The sequence below is a fragment of the Pseudoalteromonas citrea genome (assembly GCF_000238375.3).
GTDB lineage: Bacteria > Pseudomonadota > Gammaproteobacteria > Enterobacterales > Alteromonadaceae > Pseudoalteromonas > Pseudoalteromonas citrea.
In genome coordinates this window covers 176,835-198,056 of the sequence record NZ_AHBZ03000022.1, presented here as the reverse complement: position 1 = coordinate 198,056, position 21,222 = coordinate 176,835, and the positions used below count along the sequence as shown (strand labels likewise).

At 39.7% G+C, this 21,222-nt stretch carries 15 protein-coding genes and 1 pseudogene; 10 read left to right on the top strand and 6 right to left on the bottom strand.

The annotated features are described in order from the left end of the window. The 3 genes from PCIT_RS15325 to rsgA all read left to right on the top strand — a co-directional run bounded on the left by PCIT_RS15325 (position 1) and on the right by rsgA (position 3,938). Positions 1-774 carry a thioesterase II family protein gene (locus tag PCIT_RS15325; RefSeq protein ID WP_010368081.1) on the top strand — a complete coding sequence of 258 codons (774 nt, stop codon included), beginning with the start codon at positions 1-3 and terminating at the stop codon, positions 772-774. 104 nt (positions 775-878) lie between these two features. Continuing rightward, the gene (locus PCIT_RS15320) at positions 879-2,711 is read left to right on the top strand and encodes an ABC transporter ATP-binding protein (protein WP_010368082.1); all 1,833 of its coding nucleotides are present in this window, start codon (positions 879-881) and stop codon (positions 2,709-2,711) included. 177 nt (positions 2,712-2,888) lie between these two features. Further along, positions 2,889-3,938, top strand: coding sequence for a ribosome small subunit-dependent GTPase A (gene rsgA, locus PCIT_RS15315; RefSeq protein WP_010368083.1), 1,050 nt, complete (start codon positions 2,889-2,891; stop codon positions 3,936-3,938). A 326-nt stretch (positions 3,939-4,264) separates the two neighbouring features. Here rsgA and PCIT_RS15310 read toward each other — a convergent pair. From PCIT_RS15310 to PCIT_RS15295, 4 genes and pseudogenes are all read right to left on the bottom strand, one after another. Further along, positions 4,265-5,343, bottom strand: a protein-coding gene (locus tag PCIT_RS15310; protein WP_238348008.1) for an IS3 family transposase whose coding sequence is annotated in 2 segments (ribosomal slippage) — positions 4,265-5,082 and positions 5,082-5,343 — 1,080 coding nt in all. Because the reading frame shifts where the segments join, the coding sequence is not laid out codon by codon here. 250 nt (positions 5,344-5,593) lie between these two features. Beyond that, positions 5,594-5,710 (bottom strand): annotated as a pseudogene (locus tag PCIT_RS15305) (IS3 family transposase); the annotation flags it as partial. Between the two features lie 316 nt (positions 5,711-6,026). Next, the gene (locus tag PCIT_RS15300; RefSeq protein ID WP_010366642.1) at positions 6,027-7,367 is read right to left on the bottom strand and encodes a YfaP family protein; all 1,341 of its coding nucleotides are present in this window, start codon (positions 7,365-7,367) and stop codon (positions 6,027-6,029) included. 10 nt (positions 7,368-7,377) lie between these two features. Further along, entirely contained in the window at positions 7,378-8,202 is an 825-nt protein-coding gene (locus tag PCIT_RS15295) for a PKD domain-containing protein (RefSeq protein ID WP_010366641.1), read from the bottom strand. Positions 8,203-8,841: 639 nt separating this feature from the next. On the opposite strand from PCIT_RS15295, the gene PCIT_RS15290 reads away from it, so the two are divergent. From PCIT_RS15290 to PCIT_RS15260, 7 genes are all read left to right on the top strand, one after another. Continuing rightward, positions 8,842-9,033, top strand: coding sequence for a hypothetical protein (locus PCIT_RS15290; RefSeq protein ID WP_010366640.1), 192 nt, complete (start codon positions 8,842-8,844; stop codon positions 9,031-9,033). 342 nt (positions 9,034-9,375) lie between these two features. Then, positions 9,376-9,573: a hypothetical protein gene (locus PCIT_RS15285; protein WP_010366639.1), complete on the top strand. Its 198-nt coding sequence runs from the start codon at positions 9,376-9,378 to the stop codon at positions 9,571-9,573. Between the two features lie 301 nt (positions 9,574-9,874). Continuing rightward, entirely contained in the window at positions 9,875-10,576 is a 702-nt protein-coding gene (locus PCIT_RS15280; RefSeq protein ID WP_010366638.1) for a DUF3313 family protein, read from the top strand. A 9-nt stretch (positions 10,577-10,585) separates the two neighbouring features. Further along, on the top strand, positions 10,586-11,656 hold the full coding sequence (locus PCIT_RS15275) for an efflux RND transporter periplasmic adaptor subunit (protein ID WP_010366636.1): 1,071 nt from the start codon (positions 10,586-10,588) through the stop codon (positions 11,654-11,656). Then, positions 11,656-14,724, top strand: a complete 3,069-nt coding sequence (locus PCIT_RS15270) for an efflux RND transporter permease subunit (RefSeq protein ID WP_010366635.1) — start codon at positions 11,656-11,658, stop codon at positions 14,722-14,724. The genes PCIT_RS15275 and PCIT_RS15270 overlap by 1 nt, the downstream gene beginning before the upstream one ends. Positions 14,725-14,976: 252 nt before the next feature. Beyond that, a complete protein-coding gene (locus PCIT_RS15265; protein ID WP_010366634.1) occupies positions 14,977-16,812 on the top strand; it encodes a S41 family peptidase in 1,836 nt (611 codons plus the stop codon). A 131-nt stretch (positions 16,813-16,943) separates the two neighbouring features. Continuing rightward, complete coding sequence (locus PCIT_RS15260) at positions 16,944-17,432, top strand: DUF3016 domain-containing protein (RefSeq protein WP_010366633.1); 489 nt, start codon at positions 16,944-16,946, stop codon at positions 17,430-17,432. Between the two features lie 63 nt (positions 17,433-17,495). Here PCIT_RS15260 and PCIT_RS15255 read toward each other — a convergent pair whose 3' ends face one another. Both PCIT_RS15255 and PCIT_RS15250 read right to left on the bottom strand, forming a co-directional pair. Continuing rightward, positions 17,496-20,666 (bottom strand): HD domain-containing phosphohydrolase, encoded by a 3,171-nt coding sequence (locus tag PCIT_RS15255; protein ID WP_010366632.1) that lies wholly within the window; start codon positions 20,664-20,666, stop codon positions 17,496-17,498. 178 nt (positions 20,667-20,844) lie between these two features. After that, positions 20,845-21,138 carry a hypothetical protein gene (locus PCIT_RS15250; RefSeq protein ID WP_010366631.1) on the bottom strand — a complete coding sequence of 98 codons (294 nt, stop codon included), beginning with the start codon at positions 21,136-21,138 and terminating at the stop codon, positions 20,845-20,847. Positions 21,139-21,222: the final 84 nt, after the last annotated feature.

Here is a 21,222-nt window from a genome sequence, read left to right as displayed (position 1 = left end):
ATGGACATGCTAAAAAACTCAAAATGGTTTGTGCCTTATTCATATTCACCTGCAGCTAAGCTTAACCTGTTTTGCTTGCATCACGCTGGCGGTTCAGCTGCTTTTTACAGCGCTTGGCCAAAGCATTTGAGCGCCATGGTTAATGTGATTGCGATTCAATTACCTGGTAGGGAGTCTCGTTACGGAGAACCATTTGCCAATAATATTGAGCAAATAGTCTCTGAGTTGGTTAAATATAGCGCTGTATTTGCGCATAAGCCTTATGCCCTTTTTGGGCATAGTTTGGGGGCTCTAATTGGCTTTTCATTGGCAAAAGAACTAATTAGGTCACAAGATATTACACCACAGTTTTTTATCTCCTCGGCACATCCAGCACCAAGACGGAGTCGATTGGAAGACAAACTCGACGGTTTACCCGATGACCAATTTGTACAAAAAATGGTGGATAAATATGGTGGGATCAGTGAAGAAGTACTCAACAGTAAAGAGCTGTTAGAGTTTCTTATGCCTAGATTCAGGGCTGACATTTTCTTATCAGAGGCGCATTTGAGTAGCGCATTAAATCCAGTACCGTTTTCAATCGTGACGTTATACGGAAAAAATGACAAGTCGGTTACCTTGCCAGGGATTCAGGCTTGGCAACATGAAACACAAGAGCAGCTCCAAATTCACTCTTTTGAAGGAAATCACTTCTTTGTGGAAACAGAAGAAGAAAAGGTACTTGGAATAATTAATAAACTTGTTGCCAAACATTTGTGGGCACTTGAGGTTTAAAAAAGAAAGGCAACAGCGAGATATCTGTTGCCAAATTTTACATGCATTAGACGCTTGCTTAGCGTGTTTATTTGCACCAATTATATAAAGTTTAAGGAAAAAAAATGTTTTCTCGACTATTGAATTTGTATAGTTTCGTTCGTTTGTGTCTTTGGCAAGGAAAAGCGAATAATACAAAATTAATTCTTGCGATGATCGTTGATGTATTGAATTCAACGATTAAAGTAGGAGGTGCGATTTTAATTGGCCAAGAGGTCATAGTATTGAGCGCAGGTAACGGTACTTTAGCCATCAACAGTTTTATTATGGCTGTTGCAGCGGTTATGGCGATAGCGATAAATATCCTGCCCATAGCTAGAGGCTATCTGCTATCTTCAGTACGTTCGAATACACAATCATCATTGCTAGAGCGTTTGCTGCGAAAAACCTATCAAATGAAACTTGATGAGCACATAGCCGCGCCGACAGGTCGTTTTCCTCAGTTGCTAACCGCTGTATATAGCAATGTTGAAAAAGTAATCCCAACCTTACATGGTGAACTGTTTCCTGCAATAGTGGATTTAGTTGCAATCATTGCGGGGTTATTTTATATCAATTTTTATTGTGGTTTAGTTGCTATCTTAGGGCTTGGCATTTATTGCGTATCAGCGTCTTATAATGCTGCCAAAATGGGTCAAGCTAGCAAGTTTCGGTTATCTGCTTCTTATGGGGCATATGGTGGTTTGTTAGCAGCCATTGCACGATATAAAGTGGCTCATCAGTTCGGAAACGTCGAATATGAAGTAAAAAAGGCACGTGAAGTTCTTGATGTTCAAAAAAACGCGTTTATGGGGGTTCATAGGCAAGATGTTTTTTCAGGATTAAGAAACAACATCATCGCAATTGCCACCATAGTGTTGGTTGCGGGACTCGCGGTATATGGATTCTTATATACTGGTTTAAACATGCTAGAAGCGATGTTGGCTGGATACTTAGCCAGTATTTTAATCGGGCCGTTGCGTTCTTTAGGGAAAGCGTTGGAGCAAGTTTACGTTGATTCAATTGAATGTGAAAAGATCATCGACTTTACGACTTCGGATTCAGGTTTAGAGCAAAGCAGCGATGCACAAGATCTAAAAATAGCGGCTGCACCGAGTATTGAATTTAGAAATATTAGCTTCTCTTATGATGCAACAAAAGAGAAAAAGACCCTCAATGATGTCAGCTTTGAAGTCCGTTCGGGACAAACAGTGGCGATTGTTGGGGAAAGCGGCGCAGGAAAATCGACATTAGTGAATTTATTGATGCGATTTTATGCCCAAGATACGGGTGAAGTATTGGTCAATGGTAAAGATATTCGCACTGTAACGGCTGAGTCATTGCGTTCACATATTTCTGTTGTATCTCAGAATCCTGATTTATTCCAAGGAAGTATTGCAGAAAACATCGCGTATGCCGATTGGTCTGCTGATAAAGGCCAAATTGAACAAGCTGCGAAAGCAGGTGGTTTGGATGCTTGGTTAGAGTCTAATGATAGAAGCTTGGAAGAACAACTTGGAGGAAGTGGTGATAGTATCTCTGGGGGGCAAAAACAAAGAGTTTCATTAGCAAGGGCACTACTCAAAGATGGCGAAATCCTTCTGCTAGACGAAGCAACGTCAGCATTAGATATCAGTACCGAGAAAGAAATAATGACCCGCGTTGAAGCCGTAACAAAGGGGAAAACGGTCATTGTTGTTACGCACCGAATTACGAATATAGTGGGTGTCGATTGGATAGTGTATCTGCAAGAGGGCGTTGTTAAAGAGCAAGGCACATTTGCTGAGCTGCTCAAAGGTAAAGGGTTATTCTATCAGCAGTTAAAAACGGAATGCGATAAGCTTGGTATCGATATTAATAAACTTGAAGTGAGCAACAAGCTAAGCGAAGCGACCTCTCAAGAGGTATTAGAAATGTAAATGCTTGATTCCACAGTCTGTTAATTTTGATTGGGTTAAGTGTTGTTTTATGTTAATTTTGGCTCCAAAAGGCATCATTCAATGTGTTTTGTTTGACAATCGACATGGCAAGGGTGTGCCTTAAGGCGTCAATTTTTGATGAATGTAAAAAGAAAAAGTAAATCTAGGACGAAAGGAATGTCGTATTCTGAATTAAATAAGCTTGGTTGGTCTAATCTCTTTTTCCAGCAGCTAAGTTATGATGAAATATGTGATGAGAATATCTGTAATTTGGTATATCGTATCTCAGAAATTCACCGTAGTCGAATTGTGGGAAGAGGGTTGGCTGGTGAACAGTCAATCATCTGTGGCTCTGAATACCAACCAATAAGTCAGCATCTCGCTGTTGGTGATTGGGTATTAGCTGAACTTGCAAATGAGCATTACCGTATTACAAAAATATTTACCCCTAAAAACAGGGTTCGCCGTATTTCGAATGGCTTACCTCAAGTTATTGCCGCCAATTTAGATTATTTATGGATTGTAACCAGTGCAAACGAGGAGTTTAATGTAAAGCGTTTAGAGCGCTACATTTCATTGGCGTATGAATTTGATATCACTCCCATTGTCGTTCTGACTAAATTGGACTTGTGTGATGATATCGAGCAATTTACATCACAAATAAAGCATCTTGATGTGCCAAATGTGCACGCGTTGAGCTCAAATCAGCCTAGTAGCTTAGGCGTGTTGCAAGCGTATCTTTACGAAGGTTCAAGTATCGCGTTAGTGGGGTCATCAGGTGTTGGTAAGTCTACTTTGATCAATGCGTTATTCCACACGCGTCAAGCCACTAAAGAAGTTAGGGAAAGTGATGATCATGGTAAGCATACCACAACGCATCGACAACTGTTTTTCACGGATGGGGATGTAGCAGTAATAGATACCCCTGGTATGCGTGAACTACAACTCTACAATGCTGAGCAAGGCATTGAACGCACATTTAGTTCCATTATCGAGCTGGTTACAGAGTGTAAATATAGTGATTGTACGCATAGCAACGAACCTGGGTGCGCAGTTCAAGCGGCCATCGCTGAAGGTTTGATAAGCGAAGCTCACTTTGCCAATTATCTTAAATTATTAAAAGAAGAAGAGTCTCAACAGCGTCGAACGGTTGGTGCCCATGCTGTAAAAGAGCACTACCGTGCCTATTTCAAAAAAATCCATAGTGACAATAAAGAGAAATGGTAACAATGGCTCAGCGGAGAGGAAAATAGCTGATTTTACAGATTTGTGTTGATTTAACGTGAAGCTGAACTATGTCATCATTTTGTACCGTGTGATAATTTTGGGCTGTTAAAAGAGATAGCTGATACCAGCGCACCAATGTAGTGGTGCCTAAGTAACCTATGTTGGTGTAGTAACAATCTGCCTAAATTGCTTTCTGTGTCTGAAATTTCATGAAGCGTTATCATTTTTGGGGGAGTTACATAGAACGACCTAAGAGGAAGTTGTTGTGGATGGCATGATGCAACGCTGTAACTCCACCCAATTTAGTACAGCTCTTTTGTAGAATTTTATGCAGCCTCAAGATAACTAATTGGTGTCATATCACCAAGTGAATCATGGGGTCGTTCATAATTATAAATATCTAACCATTCATCTGTGATTTCACGTACTTCTTGTAGTGACTCAAACAAGTATAAATCTAGCACTTCTTCACGGTAACTTCGGTTAAACCTTTCCACAAAGCCATTTTGATAAGGGCTACCAGGTTTTATAAACTCTAGCTTAATACTGTTTTCCATCGCCCACGTTTCAAGCATAGTGGAAGTAAACTCTGGGCCATTATCTACCCTAATTTGTTTTGGTTTGCCGCGCCAAGCAATGATCTGCTTTAGTGTCCTAATTACTCTCTCAGCCGTTAAACTGGTATCAACTTCAATCGCTAATGCTTGTCGATTGAAGTCATCGAGTACATTCAATGTTCTGAACCGATGTCCATAGCTTAATGCATCACTCATAAAGTCCATTGACCAAGATTCGTTATGTTCTGCTGGGGCACTTAACGGTTCTGGCGTTCTCGTTGGTACACGGCGTTTTCCTTTACGTCTTAAGTTGAGTTTAAGCATGTTGTAAACACGTTCAACACGCTTCTTATTCCAAGGTTTACCCTTGTTGCGAAGCCTTTTAAATAGTTTGGGCAGCCCCCACCTTTGGTGACGTTCGATCAATGCTAGCAATGCGTCGATAACTTCATCATCTGATGGCCGTTTATGTTTGTAATAAAAAACTGAGCGGCTTAATCCAGCCACTTCACAAGCAAATGCGACGCTGACGTTAAATTGAGTTCTCAAATGCTCAACCCAAGCTCTGCGTCTACTTGTCTTTACAGCTTTTTTGCAATGATATCCTCAAGCATCGAGTGCTTTAAGCTCAGCGTTGCAAACATATCTTTTAGCTTACGATTTTCTTCTTCAAGTTCTTTAAGGCGTTTAACATCAGATGCTTCCATACCACCATATTTTGAGCGCCATTTGTAAAATGTGCTTTGGCCTATGCCATGTTTACGGCAAATTTCAGGCACTGGAATACCTGATTCAGCTTCTTTGATCATGCTGACAATTTGAGTTTCGGTGAACTTACTTTTTCTCATCGTAAATTTTCCTATTTTAGTTAATGGAAAATTCTACTTATGAACTGTTTCATTTTTTGGGGGAGTTACAACGCGGCTTTTTATGCTAATCCTTCATAGGTCGTGTGTACTGTATTACAACAACGCATTTTGCCGTTAAGCAATGAATGGAGCAGGCTATTAAATCATGAGCCACTAATTCTTAGAGGAAGCGCAAGAGCTTTCATACTGTGTGAGAAGTGCTTAATCCTAGGTGTTCTGCATTACTAATTTAGGGCACCTTTTTTAAGGAGTTTTGCTCATACTCTACTGGCGACAGGTCACCATTAGCTGTATGAAGTCGTTCTAAGTTATAATAGGGTATATACGCCATTACATCATTTCTCATATGTCCATAGTGTTTATCGCCTTCAGTTTGACCATCGTAGATAATAATTGGTATGCATTTTAAATTATCACCAAAGATCCCGAATCCAGGTTCCAACTGCACCGTTATAAAATCTAGTGCCGTGATATAATCAAGATAAAAACCTAGAAATGATTTTTAAAGCAAAAGAGGAAAGTATCAAGGTACAATTGTGATGTTAGATATAGAGATTAAGAATATATAAAGTTGATTGATTAAGACTAAGTTACAACTAACTTTATAGTCTTAATCAATGGGTTTTGCGCGATTATAATGTTTAGCTTAAATTCTTAGTATTTTACTGTACGGAGTATACTGCGTTACCATTACCATCATTACTAACCGTTATTTCAAATACTACAGCAGGACTATCGTCACCATTAGGGCCTTCAGCTTTATTGAGAAGCAATTCTCGTGGAGTAACCGTTCTTCCATCTCCAAGGAATATTGCTACACGAGCAGTTTCAGGAGCGCTACCACTGTAATAATTTACACCTATTTGATATGTGCCAGTATTTACGTTTTCACAGGCGACAACATAATTTTCAGGACCTTGACCATTTATATCATCCACATCAAGAGTTCCATCCTGCCCAGTAAAGTCTTGGTAATATACATGAGAACCGTTTGGTTCAAATGCGTGTAGATCTATATCTGATTGGTCTCCCCATGACAATGACGCACGTATAGCACCAGTTCCTGCTATTTGCGTGGGAAATGGAGTATCTTGAGCAAGCCTGGTTAAATTAGTATCAATCACACCTCTTGACGCTAAGCGTGCATCAAAATAATCTTCAATAATTAGGTGATTTGATATGGATCTAAAATCACCGCCTAAAAACCCCGGAAGGATACTAGGATCATTGTCTATGTTACTAGGTAAGACATTCTCGATTAATCTCAAGCTGTCTATTACACGGTCATCATCCGCAGTTACATACTGCGCACCATCTACAGTAAACGCCGAAGGATTTGCAATTCCAAAATAATCAATACTATCTGCACGTTCAGGCTGCCTTGTTTTTACAGAGGCAACAGCGCTATTTGTAAACAGGTTTCCTTGACTATGTGGCACGATAATGACACGCTTACCAGCTAAAAGATCTGCTTCATAGAGCCCAACATGTTCGGAGTTGACAGTGATACGATCTGCTATCGCATCTATCGAAGCTTGAATCATTGACTCTCCAAGCTCCTCTAACAATGAATCAGTAAACAATGCAAGTGTATTGGGAGTTAGGTATACCGCTAACGTAGCACGTATTGCATCATTATTTAATTTAGATGAAATTAGATCATATATTTGATAACCCGTAATTCCATCAACACCTTCCTCGTCCATTTTCTGTTGAAGAACTTGCGTTATATCTGTTAAAGCGCCTTGTGAATAATTATATGCATCAGAAAATACATATGATGAGTTTTCATGTAAACTTTCGAACTGAGACTTGTAAGCATTCTTCATTGTTTTAGCCATGAAGCTAGCATCAAACTTTTTAGTTAAAATCCCATTCGCAAAATAAACTGCTGTCTTTTTTTCTGAATCCGTAGTGTCAATACAACCATTTAAATTAGCGTGAGAATACATGCTCATACCAGTACATAATAGTGCCGGAATTAATAATGTTGTTTTATTCATGAAACTTTCCTTAGTTTTGAGGTAACCGGCATTCTTCAATATTAGCTTCCAAAGTTCTTTGGACCGTCCCATTTCTACTCATCAAAAAGTTCTCATAGGCAGCCATTCTTTCTGGTGTATCTATTAGAATACTTCGTATTTTTGCTACTTCTTCACGACCATTAAGACTTGTATGATCAATATAGCACGATGCTAATTTGGATAATTCTTCTGCCGCCTCACCATCATCTAAGTCATCTTGAGAATCACCTGTAACTAAAACATTTTGAAAAATTTGCGCTGCTTTACGTGAAATTTCTCTGTTATCTTTAGAAAGTGGATAAAGGTTGTAAATCTTTATCTCAACATCATCTCTAACACCATCCCTATCTGAATCAGTGCCTTCTAAACCAAGTCTTGGACTTACTGGGATTGGTGGAAGTTTTTCTATATCAAGCTCTTGTATAGTTATTGTATTCGTATATTTATCAGTAGCACCATCATTGTCTGTTACTGTCAAATTAACCGAAACTGTAACATCTTCCTCAATTTCACCAACGACTAAGTTAGAATTAACTCCATTCTCTGTAAGGCTAATGCTCTTGCCTGTATAGTCACCTAAGTCGAGACTCCAGTTATATGAAGATATAGAACCATCAGAGTCACTTGAACCTGATGCATCAATAATAAATTCTCCACGCTCATAAATGTCATCTATTTGAGAGAATGCTGCGGTAGGTGAAATATTTGAAAGCAGCTGAGGTTGGGGTAATGTCTGTGTATCATCTGAGTCAGAACCTCCACAGGCACTTAGTAGGCAGCTTGCTAGCAGGATGTTTATTGCTTTAATTTGCATAATTTAATATCCCTATTAGTTAAATTATTTTTAATAAAAAAGGTTTTTTGTTGTGATTTATTCTAGCAAAAAAAGATAAAATAAAAAAATAAAATCCATATATATTCGGTTAAATTAAATGGTATATAAATATAGTTAATTTTAAATTTGTTAATTTCTCTTGATTTATTTGTGTGTTATTTTTCATTGTTTTCTTTTCTCTTTCATTTTAATTAATTTTTATTAATGGTGTTACTCTTTTTTATTCGGTTTGTTTAAAGGTGTTTTTAATTGGTTTTTTAGCCTACGTTAATAAGTTGTCTACAGAAGGACCTTGTTGATTAGTAACTAGCTACTTGATCTACACGGCTGCTAATAGCCTAACAATAAGCCGTTTTTTTAAACTATAATGGGTTAATTATTTTCAGGTAAGCATATAGTTATACGAGCTATAAACTTTTATATAGGAGCAGGTTGCATTAAATACCACAGCTTTGAATGGTGTCTTTGCCAGCAGATAAAGGCTTTGATTTCTTAATTGGAGAGGTTTTTTTGAACAAATTGTGCGTTTTTTGTTGTGTTATGTCATTTTAATGGGTACTTTATGTACTTGGGTATGAAAGTTTTCATATCTAATTAAATAATAAAGGAATAACAAAAATGAAAATAAAATTAAAAAAAACACAATTAAAAACATTAACGAATGATCACTCAGCTTTAGCACAAGACATGACACCAAACATTGCTGGTGGTAGTAGCTATGCGTCATACCGTTGTCCACCTCAAGAATCACAACGAGATTGTTTTAGTTCACCTGACCAAGGTCAACCTTGTGTGACCTTGCTGCAATAAGAGATTAATTTTATCTACTAATCATAAAGTAGTGTCTCAACGTTGCTGCTTTATATGATAAATAACCCGCGGTACCGATGATGAGACTTCAAAAGTCGTGACGAGTCTCGAACTAATCTTAACATTAACGTAGACTTCCTTTCTTTTAGGATCAGGTTGCATTAAATACCACAGCTTTGAATGGTGTCTTTGCCAGCAGCTAAAGGCTTTGATTTCTTAATTAAAGAGGTTTTTTTGAACAAATTGTGCGTTTTTTGTTGTGTTATGTCATTTTAATGGGTACTTTATGTACTTGGGTATGAAAGTTTTCATATCTAATTAAATAATAAAGGAATAACAAAAATGAAAATAAAATTAAAAAAAACACAATTAAAAACATTAACAAATGATCAGTCTGCTTTAGCACAAGACATGACGCCAAACATCGCTGGCGGTAGTAGTTATGCATCATACCGCTGCCCACCGCAGGAATCTCAAAGATGTTCATTAGATTGCTTTAGCTCGCCAGGTCCTGGTCAGCCTTGTGTGATCATGCCATAAACGAAGGTTAGTATTATCTACTAATTCACTCATTATAAAGCAGTAGCTCAGTGTTGCTGCTTTATATGATAAATAACCCGCGGTACCGATGATGAGACTTCAAAAGTCGTGACGAGTCTCGAACTAATCTTAACATTAACGTAGACTTCCTTTCTTTTTTCTCCTAACTTAGCTTTATATTTACAATTTAACCTGCACAATTACATTTATTTGCATTTTAGTGCATCAATTCTTTGTACTATAAGCTTATCAATGTGTTTGTAGTCCCTGCGTTTTTCTGTATTTAAATGGAGCTTATTTTATGCGTTTTAGTCGTACTTTTTGTACTCTTGTGCTGTGTTTTTTGATTAGTGCATGTAGTTCACTGCAGCATACAAAAACCGGTTTTTTAGATAGCTATGAGTTACTAAAGCCAAATGATGAATACCCAGATACGTTAATGTATCGCTCCACACAATTTGATAAAGCACAGCTACAGCAAGTCAAAACTATTTACTTACCTAAGTTTGAAATATGGCTAACAGCCAATGACAATGCACAGTTTTTGGCTGTTAATCAGTCACATATTGTAAAGTTAAGTAACTACATGCAGTCTCAGTTGCAAGAAAAACTATTGCCTTATTATCAAGTGGTGACAGAAAAGCCAGCGGCACTTAATAGTCAAATACTGACGATTAAAGGGGCGTTTACTAATATCGACTTTCAGGAAACATCTTTAGATGTGCGTGATTTTGTGCCGGTTAAGCTCGTCTACAATGCAGGTAAAACAGCCTATTTAGCGGCAACAGAACAGACTGAAGCCGTTACCTCTGTATCCCTAGAGTCAGCTTTTTATATTGGAAGTGGGGTACAACCGGTATTTATGATGACAGCGAGCAAGCAGTTGGAGTCAGTGGTTAAAGCCAATGGTGAAGAAAATGTTCAGGCTGTGAAGGCGATACTTGATATTTGGATCAATAACTTTGTGACTGGTATGACTAAAAATAAAATGGCGAAAAATTAGGAGCCCAATATGAATTATAAACGTAGCAAACACTTTCTTTTTTCTGGCATTTTATTAGCACTGTTAAGTGCATGTAGTGAGCAAAATAAACAGCTTGCAGAAGAACCTACTTTACGCCCTGTGCGAACGCTGACACTGGTCGTGAACAATGGCGGGCCTATGCAGGAATTCCCAGCGGTAGTAGATGCAGCGAATTCAGCTGATCTGTCTTTTAAAGTCGCGGGTGAGGTTGTGTCGTTACTTGTTAAGCAAGGGCAAGATGTATCTAAAGGTGACGTGATTGCTGAAATTGATAATACCAATTACAAACTCGCACTTGATGAATCACAGGCCGCGTTTGATAAAGCCAAAGCGGACTTTGGTCGAGCAGAGCAATTGATCACCTCAGGGACTATTTCACAAGCTGATTATGATCAGCTTAAAGCGCAGTTTGCCAGTGCAAAAAGTAAGTTAGCGACCGCGCGGAATAACCTAGATTATACCCAGTTACATGCATCATTTAATGGCGTTGTAGCCCGTACTCATATTGAAAAGTTTGAAGAGGTTCAAGCGAAACAAGTCATCGTTACATTACAAGACATCGAACGCATTAATTTAAAGGTGAATATCCCTGAAAGTATGATGGTACATGTATCAAAAGAAGCACCTAAACAAATTTATGCAGAATTTGCTGCAATTAAAGGCAAGCAATTTCCCCTGAGCTTTGTTGAAGTAAGTACGCAAGCTGATGAAGTCACCAAGGCTTATGAGGTTACTTTAGGTATGCAGCCTCCAGCAGGCTACAACATATTACCGGGCATGACAGCACGTGTTATTGCCAGTGCACAACAAGGCCAACAAAGCCAACTTTATGTACCAATAAAAACAGTGCTAAAAGATGAAAATGGGAACTTTGTTTGGACAGTAAGCACCATTGAAGCTGGGAAAGGCCAAATTACTAAAAAGCCCGTTGTAGTGGGCGATATTACGCCATTTGGTTTTACTGTTTTGTCGGGCCTTGAGGAAGGTGTACATGTTGTCACTGCTGGTATGAGTAAGGTGACAGAGGGACAGGTTGTAAAATTCAGTGAGGGCGTATAGTGAACATTACCCGTTTAGCATTAGAAAATAACCGGACTGCGTGGGTTGTATTTGCTGCCCTATTACTATTTGGGTTGTCGGCATTTAATAATATGCCTAAAGATTACGATCCTGGTTTTATTATACGTACGGCGCAAGTGGTTACTTACTTTCCTGGGGCTAGCCCACAGCGAGTTGAAGAGCTAGTAACAGATCAAATAGAAAAAGTTGCCCAGCAGATCCCTGAACTTGATTTTGTCACCAGTACCTCAAAGACAGGTGTTTCAATTGTTGGGGTAAATATCAAAGAAAGCTATAAAGATATGCGCCCTATTTGGGATAACCTACGGCGTAAAATTCAAAGTATTGAAAACGATTTACCAAATGGGGCTCAAACCCCCATTGTGAATGATGAGTTTGGCGATGTATTTGGGATTGTCATTGGTTTAACGGCCGATGGTTATAGTTATCGTGAAATGGAAGAAGTAGCTGAGCAAGTCAGAGATGCTTTTTTACGTTTACCTGAAGCGGCAAAAGTGGATATATACGGCACACAAGAGCAGCGTGTATTTATCGAGTTTGAAAATACCCGTTTGGCATCGCTGGGTTTATCAGCGAACCAGCTCAAAGATCAGCTGGCTGCGCGTAATATTGTAAACCCAGGTGGCTCTCTTTACATTGATGATGAGACATTAGCGCTTGAGCCCAGTGGTAACTTTGAATCGGTAGAAGACATTGCGCAGACCATCATTAATATCCCTGGTAGCGATCAAGTTATCTTGTTGACTGATATTGCAAAAGTGTACAGAGATTATGTTGACCCAGCTAAAAGCAAAGTGCGTGTTGGTTCTGATACTGGGTTAACGCTTGCAATTTCTATGCGAGCTGGTGGTAATAACTTAGCGTTAGGCGAGCAGGTACTTGAGAGCATCAGTTATTTAGAGAGTGTTTACCCAATTGGTGTAGAGTTTAAGTTGCTGTCTTTCTTGCCACAAGAGGTTGAACAAAAGGTGAGTGATTTTGTATCAAACCTCTTTCAAGCAATATTGGTTGTTACCTTGGTAATGCTATTTAGCTTAGGGCTACGCACAGGTTTAATTGTGGCCAGTTTGATTCCGATGAGTATGGTATGTGGTGTTTTAGTGATGTCATTTTTTGATATTTCTATCGATCAAATTTCATTAGCTGCATTGATCATTGCTCTGGGTATGTTGGTTGACAATGGCATTGTGATGTCTGAAAACATCATGGTACAAATGGAGAAGGGCAAAAAAGCCATTGATGCTGCGGTTGACTCTGCCAATGAGTTAAAGGTGCCGTTATTGGTTTCGTCACTTACTACGGGTGCTGCATTTTTACCTATATTTCTTGCTGAATCATCGACCGGTGAATATACGGCATCACTTTTCAAAGTAGTCACTATTACTTTGTTGTGCTCTTGGTTATTGGCGATGACGATGATCCCAATGCTATGTGTGTACTTTACCAAAGTGAATGTGAAGCAAAATAGTGATGAATATGCGGGGAGCGTGTATCAGAGCTACCGAAATATCTTATATACCTTATTGAAATTTAGATGGCTAACCGTTGCCGTGTGTATAGGTATGCTCGTATTGGCGATCCAAGGCTTAAAGCTCATTCCTAATTTATTCTTTCCGCCTTCAGATAGGGAGTACTTTAAGGTTGAATTGGAATTGCCAGTCGGAACGCGTTTACAGACCACAGAAGCACTGGTTAAAGATATGGAAGCATATTTTCAAACACAGTTACAGGTGAGTAATGACCGTGAGAGTGGTGTAACACAATGGGTAAGTTACATTGGCAATGGTGGACCACGCTTTTTGTTAACACATACGCCTGAGTCAACCAGTTCAAACTATGCCTTAATGATAGTGTCGGTAACTTCATATCAGATAATTGATGAAGTGATGGCTGATATTGAAGAGTATGCATTAGCACGCCACCCTGACTTGCTCCTTAAACAGCGAAAAATAGAAAACGGTGCGCCTATCGCAAACCCGGTTGAATTTAGAATTGCAGGTAGTGATACCGCTGAAGTAATGAAAATCGTGGCGCAATTGAAAGACAAAATGCGTGAAACACCAGGGTTAAAGTCTATAAGTGATGATTGGGGTTTACCGATTAAAAAGCTACAGATAGACATTAATCAAACTCGAGCTCGCAGAGCCGGTGTTTCAAGTAAAGATATAGCGACATCCTTACAAACTGGGTTAAGTGGTTTTGAGCTCACCCAATACCGAGAAGGTGATGACATTATTCCGGTTACACTGCGTTCTATTGCTGCCGACAGACAAGATATTAGTAAATTGGAGGCGATGGTAGTGTACTCACAATCATCAGGTAGTTCAGTACCCCTTAAGCAAGTTGCAGACATCAAAGTGGTATGGGAAAACGCACAAATATTTCGTCGCGATAGGTTAAAGTCGGTTGTGGTAGGTGCACAAGTTGATGGGATCACAGCCAGTGAGGGTTTTGCAGCAATAACTCCTTGGTTAGATGAGCAAAAGCAGCAATGGCCATTAGGCTATGGTTATGAGCTAGGTGGCGAAGCTGAGTCTTCAGGCAAAGCAAATCAGTCGATAGCCGACAAACTGCCCATTGCTGTATTGATCATTGTTATCCTTTTAATTGGACAATTTAACTCAATTCGTAAGTCTGCCATGGTACTCGCTACCATCCCACTTGGCTTTATAGGGGTTGTTGCAGGGCTATTAATTGGGCAATCGTTCTTTGGTTTTATGACGTTGCTAGGGGTGATTTCTTTGGCAGGGATCGTGATCAACAATGCCATTGTTTTGCTAGAGCGTATCAAAATTGAATTAGATGAATTACCCGACTCACCGATTGAGGCCATTGTAAACGCAGCACAAGCTAGAATGCGACCTATTTTATTAACCACTGCCACCACCGTGTTGGGACTCGTGCCTTTATATTTAGGAGGCGGGGAAATGTGGGAGCCGATGGCATTGAGTATTATGGGAGGGTTGTTGTTTTCAACCGTACTTACCCTTGGTGTGATCCCTGTATTGTATGCACTCTTTTTTAGGTTACCGTACAAGCACGCTTAATTTTTGTTAAGCATGAGTTTGCTTTAGTAAAAGGTAGTCATTGACGTGACTACCTTTCTTATTTCACAGTACTGAAAAGTATTAGAATAAAAAAGATCTAGAGCTAAAAAATAATAAAGGACGTGTCTGATGTAGTTCATCTGTCTTGTATTTGGTTTTTTCACTGTATAAAAACTACTCTTTTCTTTACAAATTTCCTGTATTAGGTATTTTTGGTGATGTTTACCCTATTACAATAAAAAAGGAAAATGTATGTGGAAAAGGATATTAAGCTACTTCGCGACCATTTATTTGGTTAGTGCATGCGGTTCCGGTAGTGAAACAGCAGAACAGTCAGATCAAGCTGAGGTGCCAATAGTCACAGCCCCTCCAATAGTCGAGTTACAGAGTAAGCCTGCAATCACGTACTCCTCTTCGTTGCAAGATGACATAGTCAGCTTTGTTGAAGTGGCCCAGCAAATCCGATTTTTCTACCCCAGTGATTCTGTGGCAAATAGCCAGTGGGATGCGTTTATAGCTGAGGCTATCGTCAAGTTGAGTCAAATCAGTAAGCAGGAGCGTTTAGCTGAGTCCTTTCAAATATTACACTCAATTGCTCCTCATATATCACTTGGGGTCGCTATACCTAATGAACCAGGCGAGGAGTCTCGTGTATCGAGTTGGTTGGCTAATAGTAGTTTAGATGATTCGGTGTTTACTCGAAAGTTGATTCGAGGCACTTATAAAAACTTGCAAAGCGATATCCGTCATGCACAAGAATGGTTTTATACGACACAATTGTATAATGAGCCTTTACATATTCCACTGTATTTAAATGAGCATGAGTCATCAGATGGGAGTACATACAATGGTTTTGATACGTATGACATGTCTCACTCCATTGGTGAAATTGAGTTATGTATGGCAGCTGCAAGTCATATTTGGGCTGAAATCCAACATTTTTGGCCATACTTTTCAGAAGTGGACGTTAACTGGAAGCTTGAGCACAAAGAGATGCTCTCAGCATGCTTGTTGGAGGACCCGCAAGACACCTGGCAGACAATCTTTGCGTCTATGAATCGGCTTCAAGATCAGCATATATCGATACATTTGCCTACACATATATCGCCAAGTAGTAGTTTTGAGTGGATATTGCCATTTAGGCCCTATATCGTTGAAGGTAAAGCAATAATCACACGAATTCATCCCGATGCGCTTAATCTTGTTGAGTTAGGGGATGAACTAGTAACAATTGATAATGAACCTATTGAGCAAATGATAGAGCGTAACGCTCAAGTGATTTTGACCTCAAAGCATAATGCAAAATATCAGAGCTTAAAATCGCTTTTTCTCAGGCGAGATGACACGCAAATAGAAGCGACCTTAAAAAAAATGGATGGGACGACTTATACTGTGCTATTTGAGCCTCTTCCAATTTCTGCTATGGCGCAAAGATATACTGGGAATAGGCTTATATACAGATACGATTATATGCATGAAGTGTTGGATGAGGGGGTTCATCACTTAGTACTTTATAAGCTCTCTCAGGCTGCTTTATCGCAAGTGAGAGAGCAGTTATCGTCTGCAAAAGGCATTGTCATTGATTTACGCCATTACCCTGAAGACTTTTTTGCGTGGTTGCATGCTTTAGGTTGGTTCTCGTCTCAAGAAATAAGCAGTGCGCCTATATATGAACATTGGCAACGGGCACCAAATCAATCTAGCAGCAATGTACAGCGAGTGTTTCAATTTATTCAGCCTAAGGGGGATCTTATTGATAAGCCAATCGTGGTATTAGCCTCTAGAGACAGTATTAGTCAAAATGAACATGCTTTAGCCTATATACAAAATGCAGGGTTAACTATTATGGGTGAAGCGACCGCAGGTATTAACGGTAATATTCAGGTGCAATCCGTTTTTTCTGGGCCTGATAATGGCGGCGTTACATTTATATATACTGGATTACAAGTTACGCAAAATGATGGCTCATCACTCATTGGCGTAGGAATACAACCCGATATTACTGTTCCAATTAGCAGAGAGTCTATCGTCGAAGGAACTGATAATCAGCTAGCGCGTGCTGTAGAGTATATATTACAGCAGCAATGATATGGATTGATCGAACTAACCTGTAGTTAAGTGTAACTCGAAGTAAAGGCTGGTAAAGGTGCCAAAAATTAAGTTTTCATTCAGTCAAATCTGGTCAAACTGAGTGTGTAGACATTAACAGGAGATAGATAATGAATAAATTAAGCCTAGTATTATTAATGGTATGTACTCCCTTTTTCGCAAGTGCAGGTGAAGTATCGGTTAAGTGGTTAGATTTTAACGATTATCGAGATGTAAGGCCTGCTAACGAATCAAAGAGCAGTTATTATAAACGTATTGAAAAGCAGTTTGATAAGCAGATACAAAAACTGATGGCAGATACACCGTCAGGCTATAAATTAGATTTAACCTTTGAAGATATAGACCTTGCTGGTGATGTACGCTTTAACATGCATGACATTCGTATCATTAAGTCTATACATTTTCCTCGGATGAAGCTGAGTTACACGCTTACGGATAAGTCTGGGAAAGTGCTGGCGCAAGCAGACTCTAAAGTTATTAAAGACCTGAGCTTTATGGATAGGATCCGTATGGGTCGTGATGAAGCTTTTTATTTTGATAAACGTTTATTAAAAGATTGGTTTGCTGAGCATATTGAGTCAGTTATCCCTAAATCTTAATTTTGCTGATATAAAAAGGGTAAATCTCTAATGAGTCTACCCTTTTTTGTTACGAGCGTTGCATTAGCGTGCCATATTGGCAACTTCTATTGATGAGTCATCAGGCATAAAAAACTGCGACGTATCTACCTCATCGATTTGTTCTGCGGGTAAAAACCGTTGGGCGTAGTCCAGATACACACCACTTTCTATAAATAGCTCAAACACATTTAAGTCAATGTGTTTATCTACTGCCATCTTATGTAATATTTTCAGTGCGACACTGAGTGGTTTTGCTTTTTTATAGGGCCTATCCGCCGCTGTCAGTGCTTCAAAAATATCGGCAAGTGCTAAAATTCGCTCAGGGATTGATAGTGTTTCGCCTTTAAGCTGCCTTGGATAGCCATCTCCACGCATCGTTTCATGGTGTGTTGACGCAATACGGGGCACTTTAGCCAGTTCAGGGGGGAAGGGCACACTGTCGAGAATTTTTATGGTACTGATAATATGCTCATTAATTTTAAATCGATCTTCAGCAGTTAAAGTACCTCGTGAAATACAGAGATTATAGACTTCACCTCGGTTAGCTAGGTTGTCAGGGACTGGCATTTTTATGTCAAAATGTTCAGGGCAATGATATGGTTCAAAACGTTGCACTATATGCATTGCTTTGTCGGCCAGCAGCGGCTCTTCTACGGGAGTTACAGGGTGTGGATACTGTGCGTAACGTAGTTCCTCTTGAGGCGATAAACCTAAGCTATCATCAAAGTAACGAACCCATGTTTGCGCAGCTATGGCACGTACTTTTTCTTTGGTTTCGTTAGCCATAAATTCGCTGCCTACATTAGCGGACGCGATTAATGCAAAGTCGTCGAATAATTGCTGTTGCGTGGCCTTTTTTTCTTTTGATAGTTGCGCTGCTTGCTCTGGGTGAACTGAAATTTGGGTGAGGTAATGTATTTGCGCATCCCGATATAGGACTTCAAAACGCATTCTTATTTCATGAATTCGGTTGTAAATACACTCTAGCTTGGAGCCTTTATCAACAATGTGCTCAGGCGTAGTTATCTTACCGCAATCATGCAACCAAGCTGCGGTTTTAAATTCACGCCATTGTTGCTCACTATCAAAGGAAAAGTGTTTAAATGCGGAGCTTTTGCTATCGCATGCGGCTTGTGCGAGCATCTCACCTAGTTCAGGTACGCGTTTACAATGCCCCGCGGTATAGCGTGACTTTTCATCGATGGCTTGGGCTATGAGTTTAATTATGGCATCAATCAAATTACGTTGTGCATATTCATGGCGCTTAAGTTCATCGGCCATACGCTTCATAGCGAGTGATAGGCGCTTTACCTCAATCACTTTACTGGGGATAACTTTAACTCCGGCGTAATCGTGGGTTCGAATATGATAGGTCATTGCCAGTAGCTCAGTAATGGGTTTCACGATTGGAGAAGCGCAAAGCCAAGTTAATGGTAGTAGCATGGCAACGACTAGTAAGGTGATTAGGCTGCTGGTGGCCACACTATCATAAACGGGAGAGAATAAGGTCTGTTGATCAATGACAAACACAATGAGTTGGTCTGATGACATTGCACTTTGTAGCTTATCAACGTAGATAAGCTTTTGCTTTGCGTTATCTGTAAAGTGATGGAGTGTGCCAAATTGGGTGTTGTCCATATTTTTAATATAGATCAGATACGGCACAATTCGCCCAATCTCATGGCTATTCATTGCTTCTTTGAGCCACTTAGATTCTAACTGAGCTAAATATTCATTACTTAAAGTATCAATGGCCAAATTAATGAGGGGTATGAGCTCAGATTTATTGTTTGCCAATAATAAGTGAATCGATGATTTAACATTGGCTCGTGCAAACGAAAACTCGTTACTGACTTTTAATCCGCTCAGTGCATATTCAGTTAATAAGTTACGCACAATAATATCGCTTTCAATACCAGCATCGGCTTGACCATTTAATACTGCATTAACTACGTCAATGGTTGTTTCTACTTCTAATATATTGATATTGGGGTAAGCATCACGAATCGGTTGAATGACAGACCAGCCTTCTGCTATGGCGAGCGTTTTTTGATTCAGCTGTGCGATTGAGGCTATATGTGTGGCGTTGCTGGGCCAAATTAACGCAAATTTAAGGGTGCCATAGGGCTTAGTTAATAGGCCAAGTTGTCGATTTTGTTCATTATCAAAAGTGGCATTGAGCGCTTGTATACTGCCTTGTTCAAAGCGGTCGGTAAATTCAGACCAACTATAGCCATTGATAAACTTTACATCGAGTTGTAATAGGGCTGCGACTTGTCGCATGACCTCTACGGCATATCCGTTGGGCTCACCAGATACAGCATAATCAACCGGGAACCAATCGGTCTCATTTGATATGGTCAATGGAGAGTGCCTAGCAATGATCTCTTTCTGCTGTGGGGTTAGTTGCATAGGCTGCATGGGTACCATGCGGGCTTTGTTATCTAAACGATTGGTGGCAATGATGTCACCTTGCGGCTTTATTAAGTAAGCCTCGCCGGCAAACCCCTTAACTTGCCGTTCCAAGCTGCCAGCGAGAGCATGCAAAGGAATATCTAAGCCAATAACGCCATTTTGGCTTTGCAGCTTTCTGGCATAAGTTACGCCCGGCACTTGTGTATATTGGAATAAGTATGGGGTACTACGCTGACTCACGTTACTGGCATTGATATACCAAGGGCGCTTTGTTGGGTTGTAGCTGGTTGGCTCTATGCGTGATGTACTCAATTCAAAAGAGGCATTGAAAAAGGATAGCTCCCGTTGATTCGGGTTAGATTTACCATCAATACTCATGATAACCCAAGCGTCATTTTTTGATGCGCGGTAGCTTTGCGTCAGTGTTTTATTTTTTAAATTAATGACTTCAAAAAAGTCACCATGACTGTTGGCGAAGTAGATCCCCTCAACGGCTGGGTTGGTTGTTATGAGTTCAGCAAGAATACGCAGTTTTTGTTGGTTACTAAGTTGTTCGATATTTGGTATGAGGGCTAACATGTCAACTATTCGGCTTGCGGCTAAATCATTTTGATGAATTGTTTGCTTCGCACTCGTCGCAAATTGATCAAACTGCTGAACCGTTTGCTGTTCTAGTTGTGCAATGCTGTTGTAGTACTGAAGAGAAACCGTAAGCGCGGCAACAATACTGCATACCACGGTAAATAGTGCAACCACAGTGAGCCTGACCGAGAAGCGCCAATGCTTGCGACGTTGCATAGTCTTTCCCTGAAAATAAAGTTTGAATTATCATTCATAGCGTAGAAGGATATTTTATGATTACAAATAAACACTCAAAATATGTTAATTAATTGTTTTTTAATCGAAGAGGAAATTGGATGAGAATAAGGTGCAAAAGGCCGAGCGGCCTTTCACGTTATTAAGTGACTCGTAATGGTTACTTAAAAGTTGCGAGTAGCTTTAATAGGTTTTGTAGCTTGGTAACCGCCAAAGTGAGCTGTTGTTGATCAAGCTCTTCATTATGGCTTAATGCCTCTACATCTGCAGCCACATCCAATACGTAAGGCTTGAAGCGTTTAGCTTCGAATGTAAAACCGGCATCTTCAGCAAATAGTGCTTTGAATTTACCGTGACCTTGCTGTTGCAACTCGTCTAATTTTTTATCAGCATCAAGTGCTTGACGGTAAATGATCTTCAGGTTTTCGTTGAGCTTTTCGATAACGGCGTGCATGGTCATTCCAAACAGATTTACAAAGGCGTACATTTTAAAGGTTTAAGGTTTAAAAGTCAGGGGCTGTAGGTAATAATTCTTAGT

Coding starts and splice junctions, on each gene's coding strand:
- PCIT_RS15265 (WP_010366634.1), top strand. CDS start 14,977: ATGTGGAAAAGGATATTAAGCTACTTCGCGACCATTTATTTGGTTAGT.
- PCIT_RS15250 (WP_010366631.1), bottom strand. CDS start 21,138: ATGCACGCCGTTATCGAAAAGCTCAACGAAAACCTGAAGATCATTTAC.
- PCIT_RS15300 (WP_010366642.1), bottom strand. CDS start 7,367: ATGAATAAAACAACATTATTAATTCCGGCACTATTATGTACTGGTATG.
- PCIT_RS15255 (WP_010366632.1), bottom strand. CDS start 20,666: ATGCAACGTCGCAAGCATTGGCGCTTCTCGGTCAGGCTCACTGTGGTT.
- PCIT_RS15260 (WP_010366633.1), top strand. CDS start 16,944: ATGAATAAATTAAGCCTAGTATTATTAATGGTATGTACTCCCTTTTTC.
- PCIT_RS15275 (WP_010366636.1), top strand. CDS start 10,586: ATGAATTATAAACGTAGCAAACACTTTCTTTTTTCTGGCATTTTATTA.
- PCIT_RS15325 (WP_010368081.1), top strand. CDS start 1: ATGGACATGCTAAAAAACTCAAAATGGTTTGTGCCTTATTCATATTCA.
- PCIT_RS15295 (WP_010366641.1), bottom strand. CDS start 8,202: ATGCAAATTAAAGCAATAAACATCCTGCTAGCAAGCTGCCTACTAAGT.
- PCIT_RS15290 (WP_010366640.1), top strand. CDS start 8,842: ATGAAAATAAAATTAAAAAAAACACAATTAAAAACATTAACGAATGAT.
- PCIT_RS15285 (WP_010366639.1), top strand. CDS start 9,376: ATGAAAATAAAATTAAAAAAAACACAATTAAAAACATTAACAAATGAT.
- PCIT_RS15280 (WP_010366638.1), top strand. CDS start 9,875: ATGCGTTTTAGTCGTACTTTTTGTACTCTTGTGCTGTGTTTTTTGATT.
- PCIT_RS15320 (WP_010368082.1), top strand. CDS start 879: ATGTTTTCTCGACTATTGAATTTGTATAGTTTCGTTCGTTTGTGTCTT.
- rsgA (WP_010368083.1), top strand. CDS start 2,889: ATGTCGTATTCTGAATTAAATAAGCTTGGTTGGTCTAATCTCTTTTTC.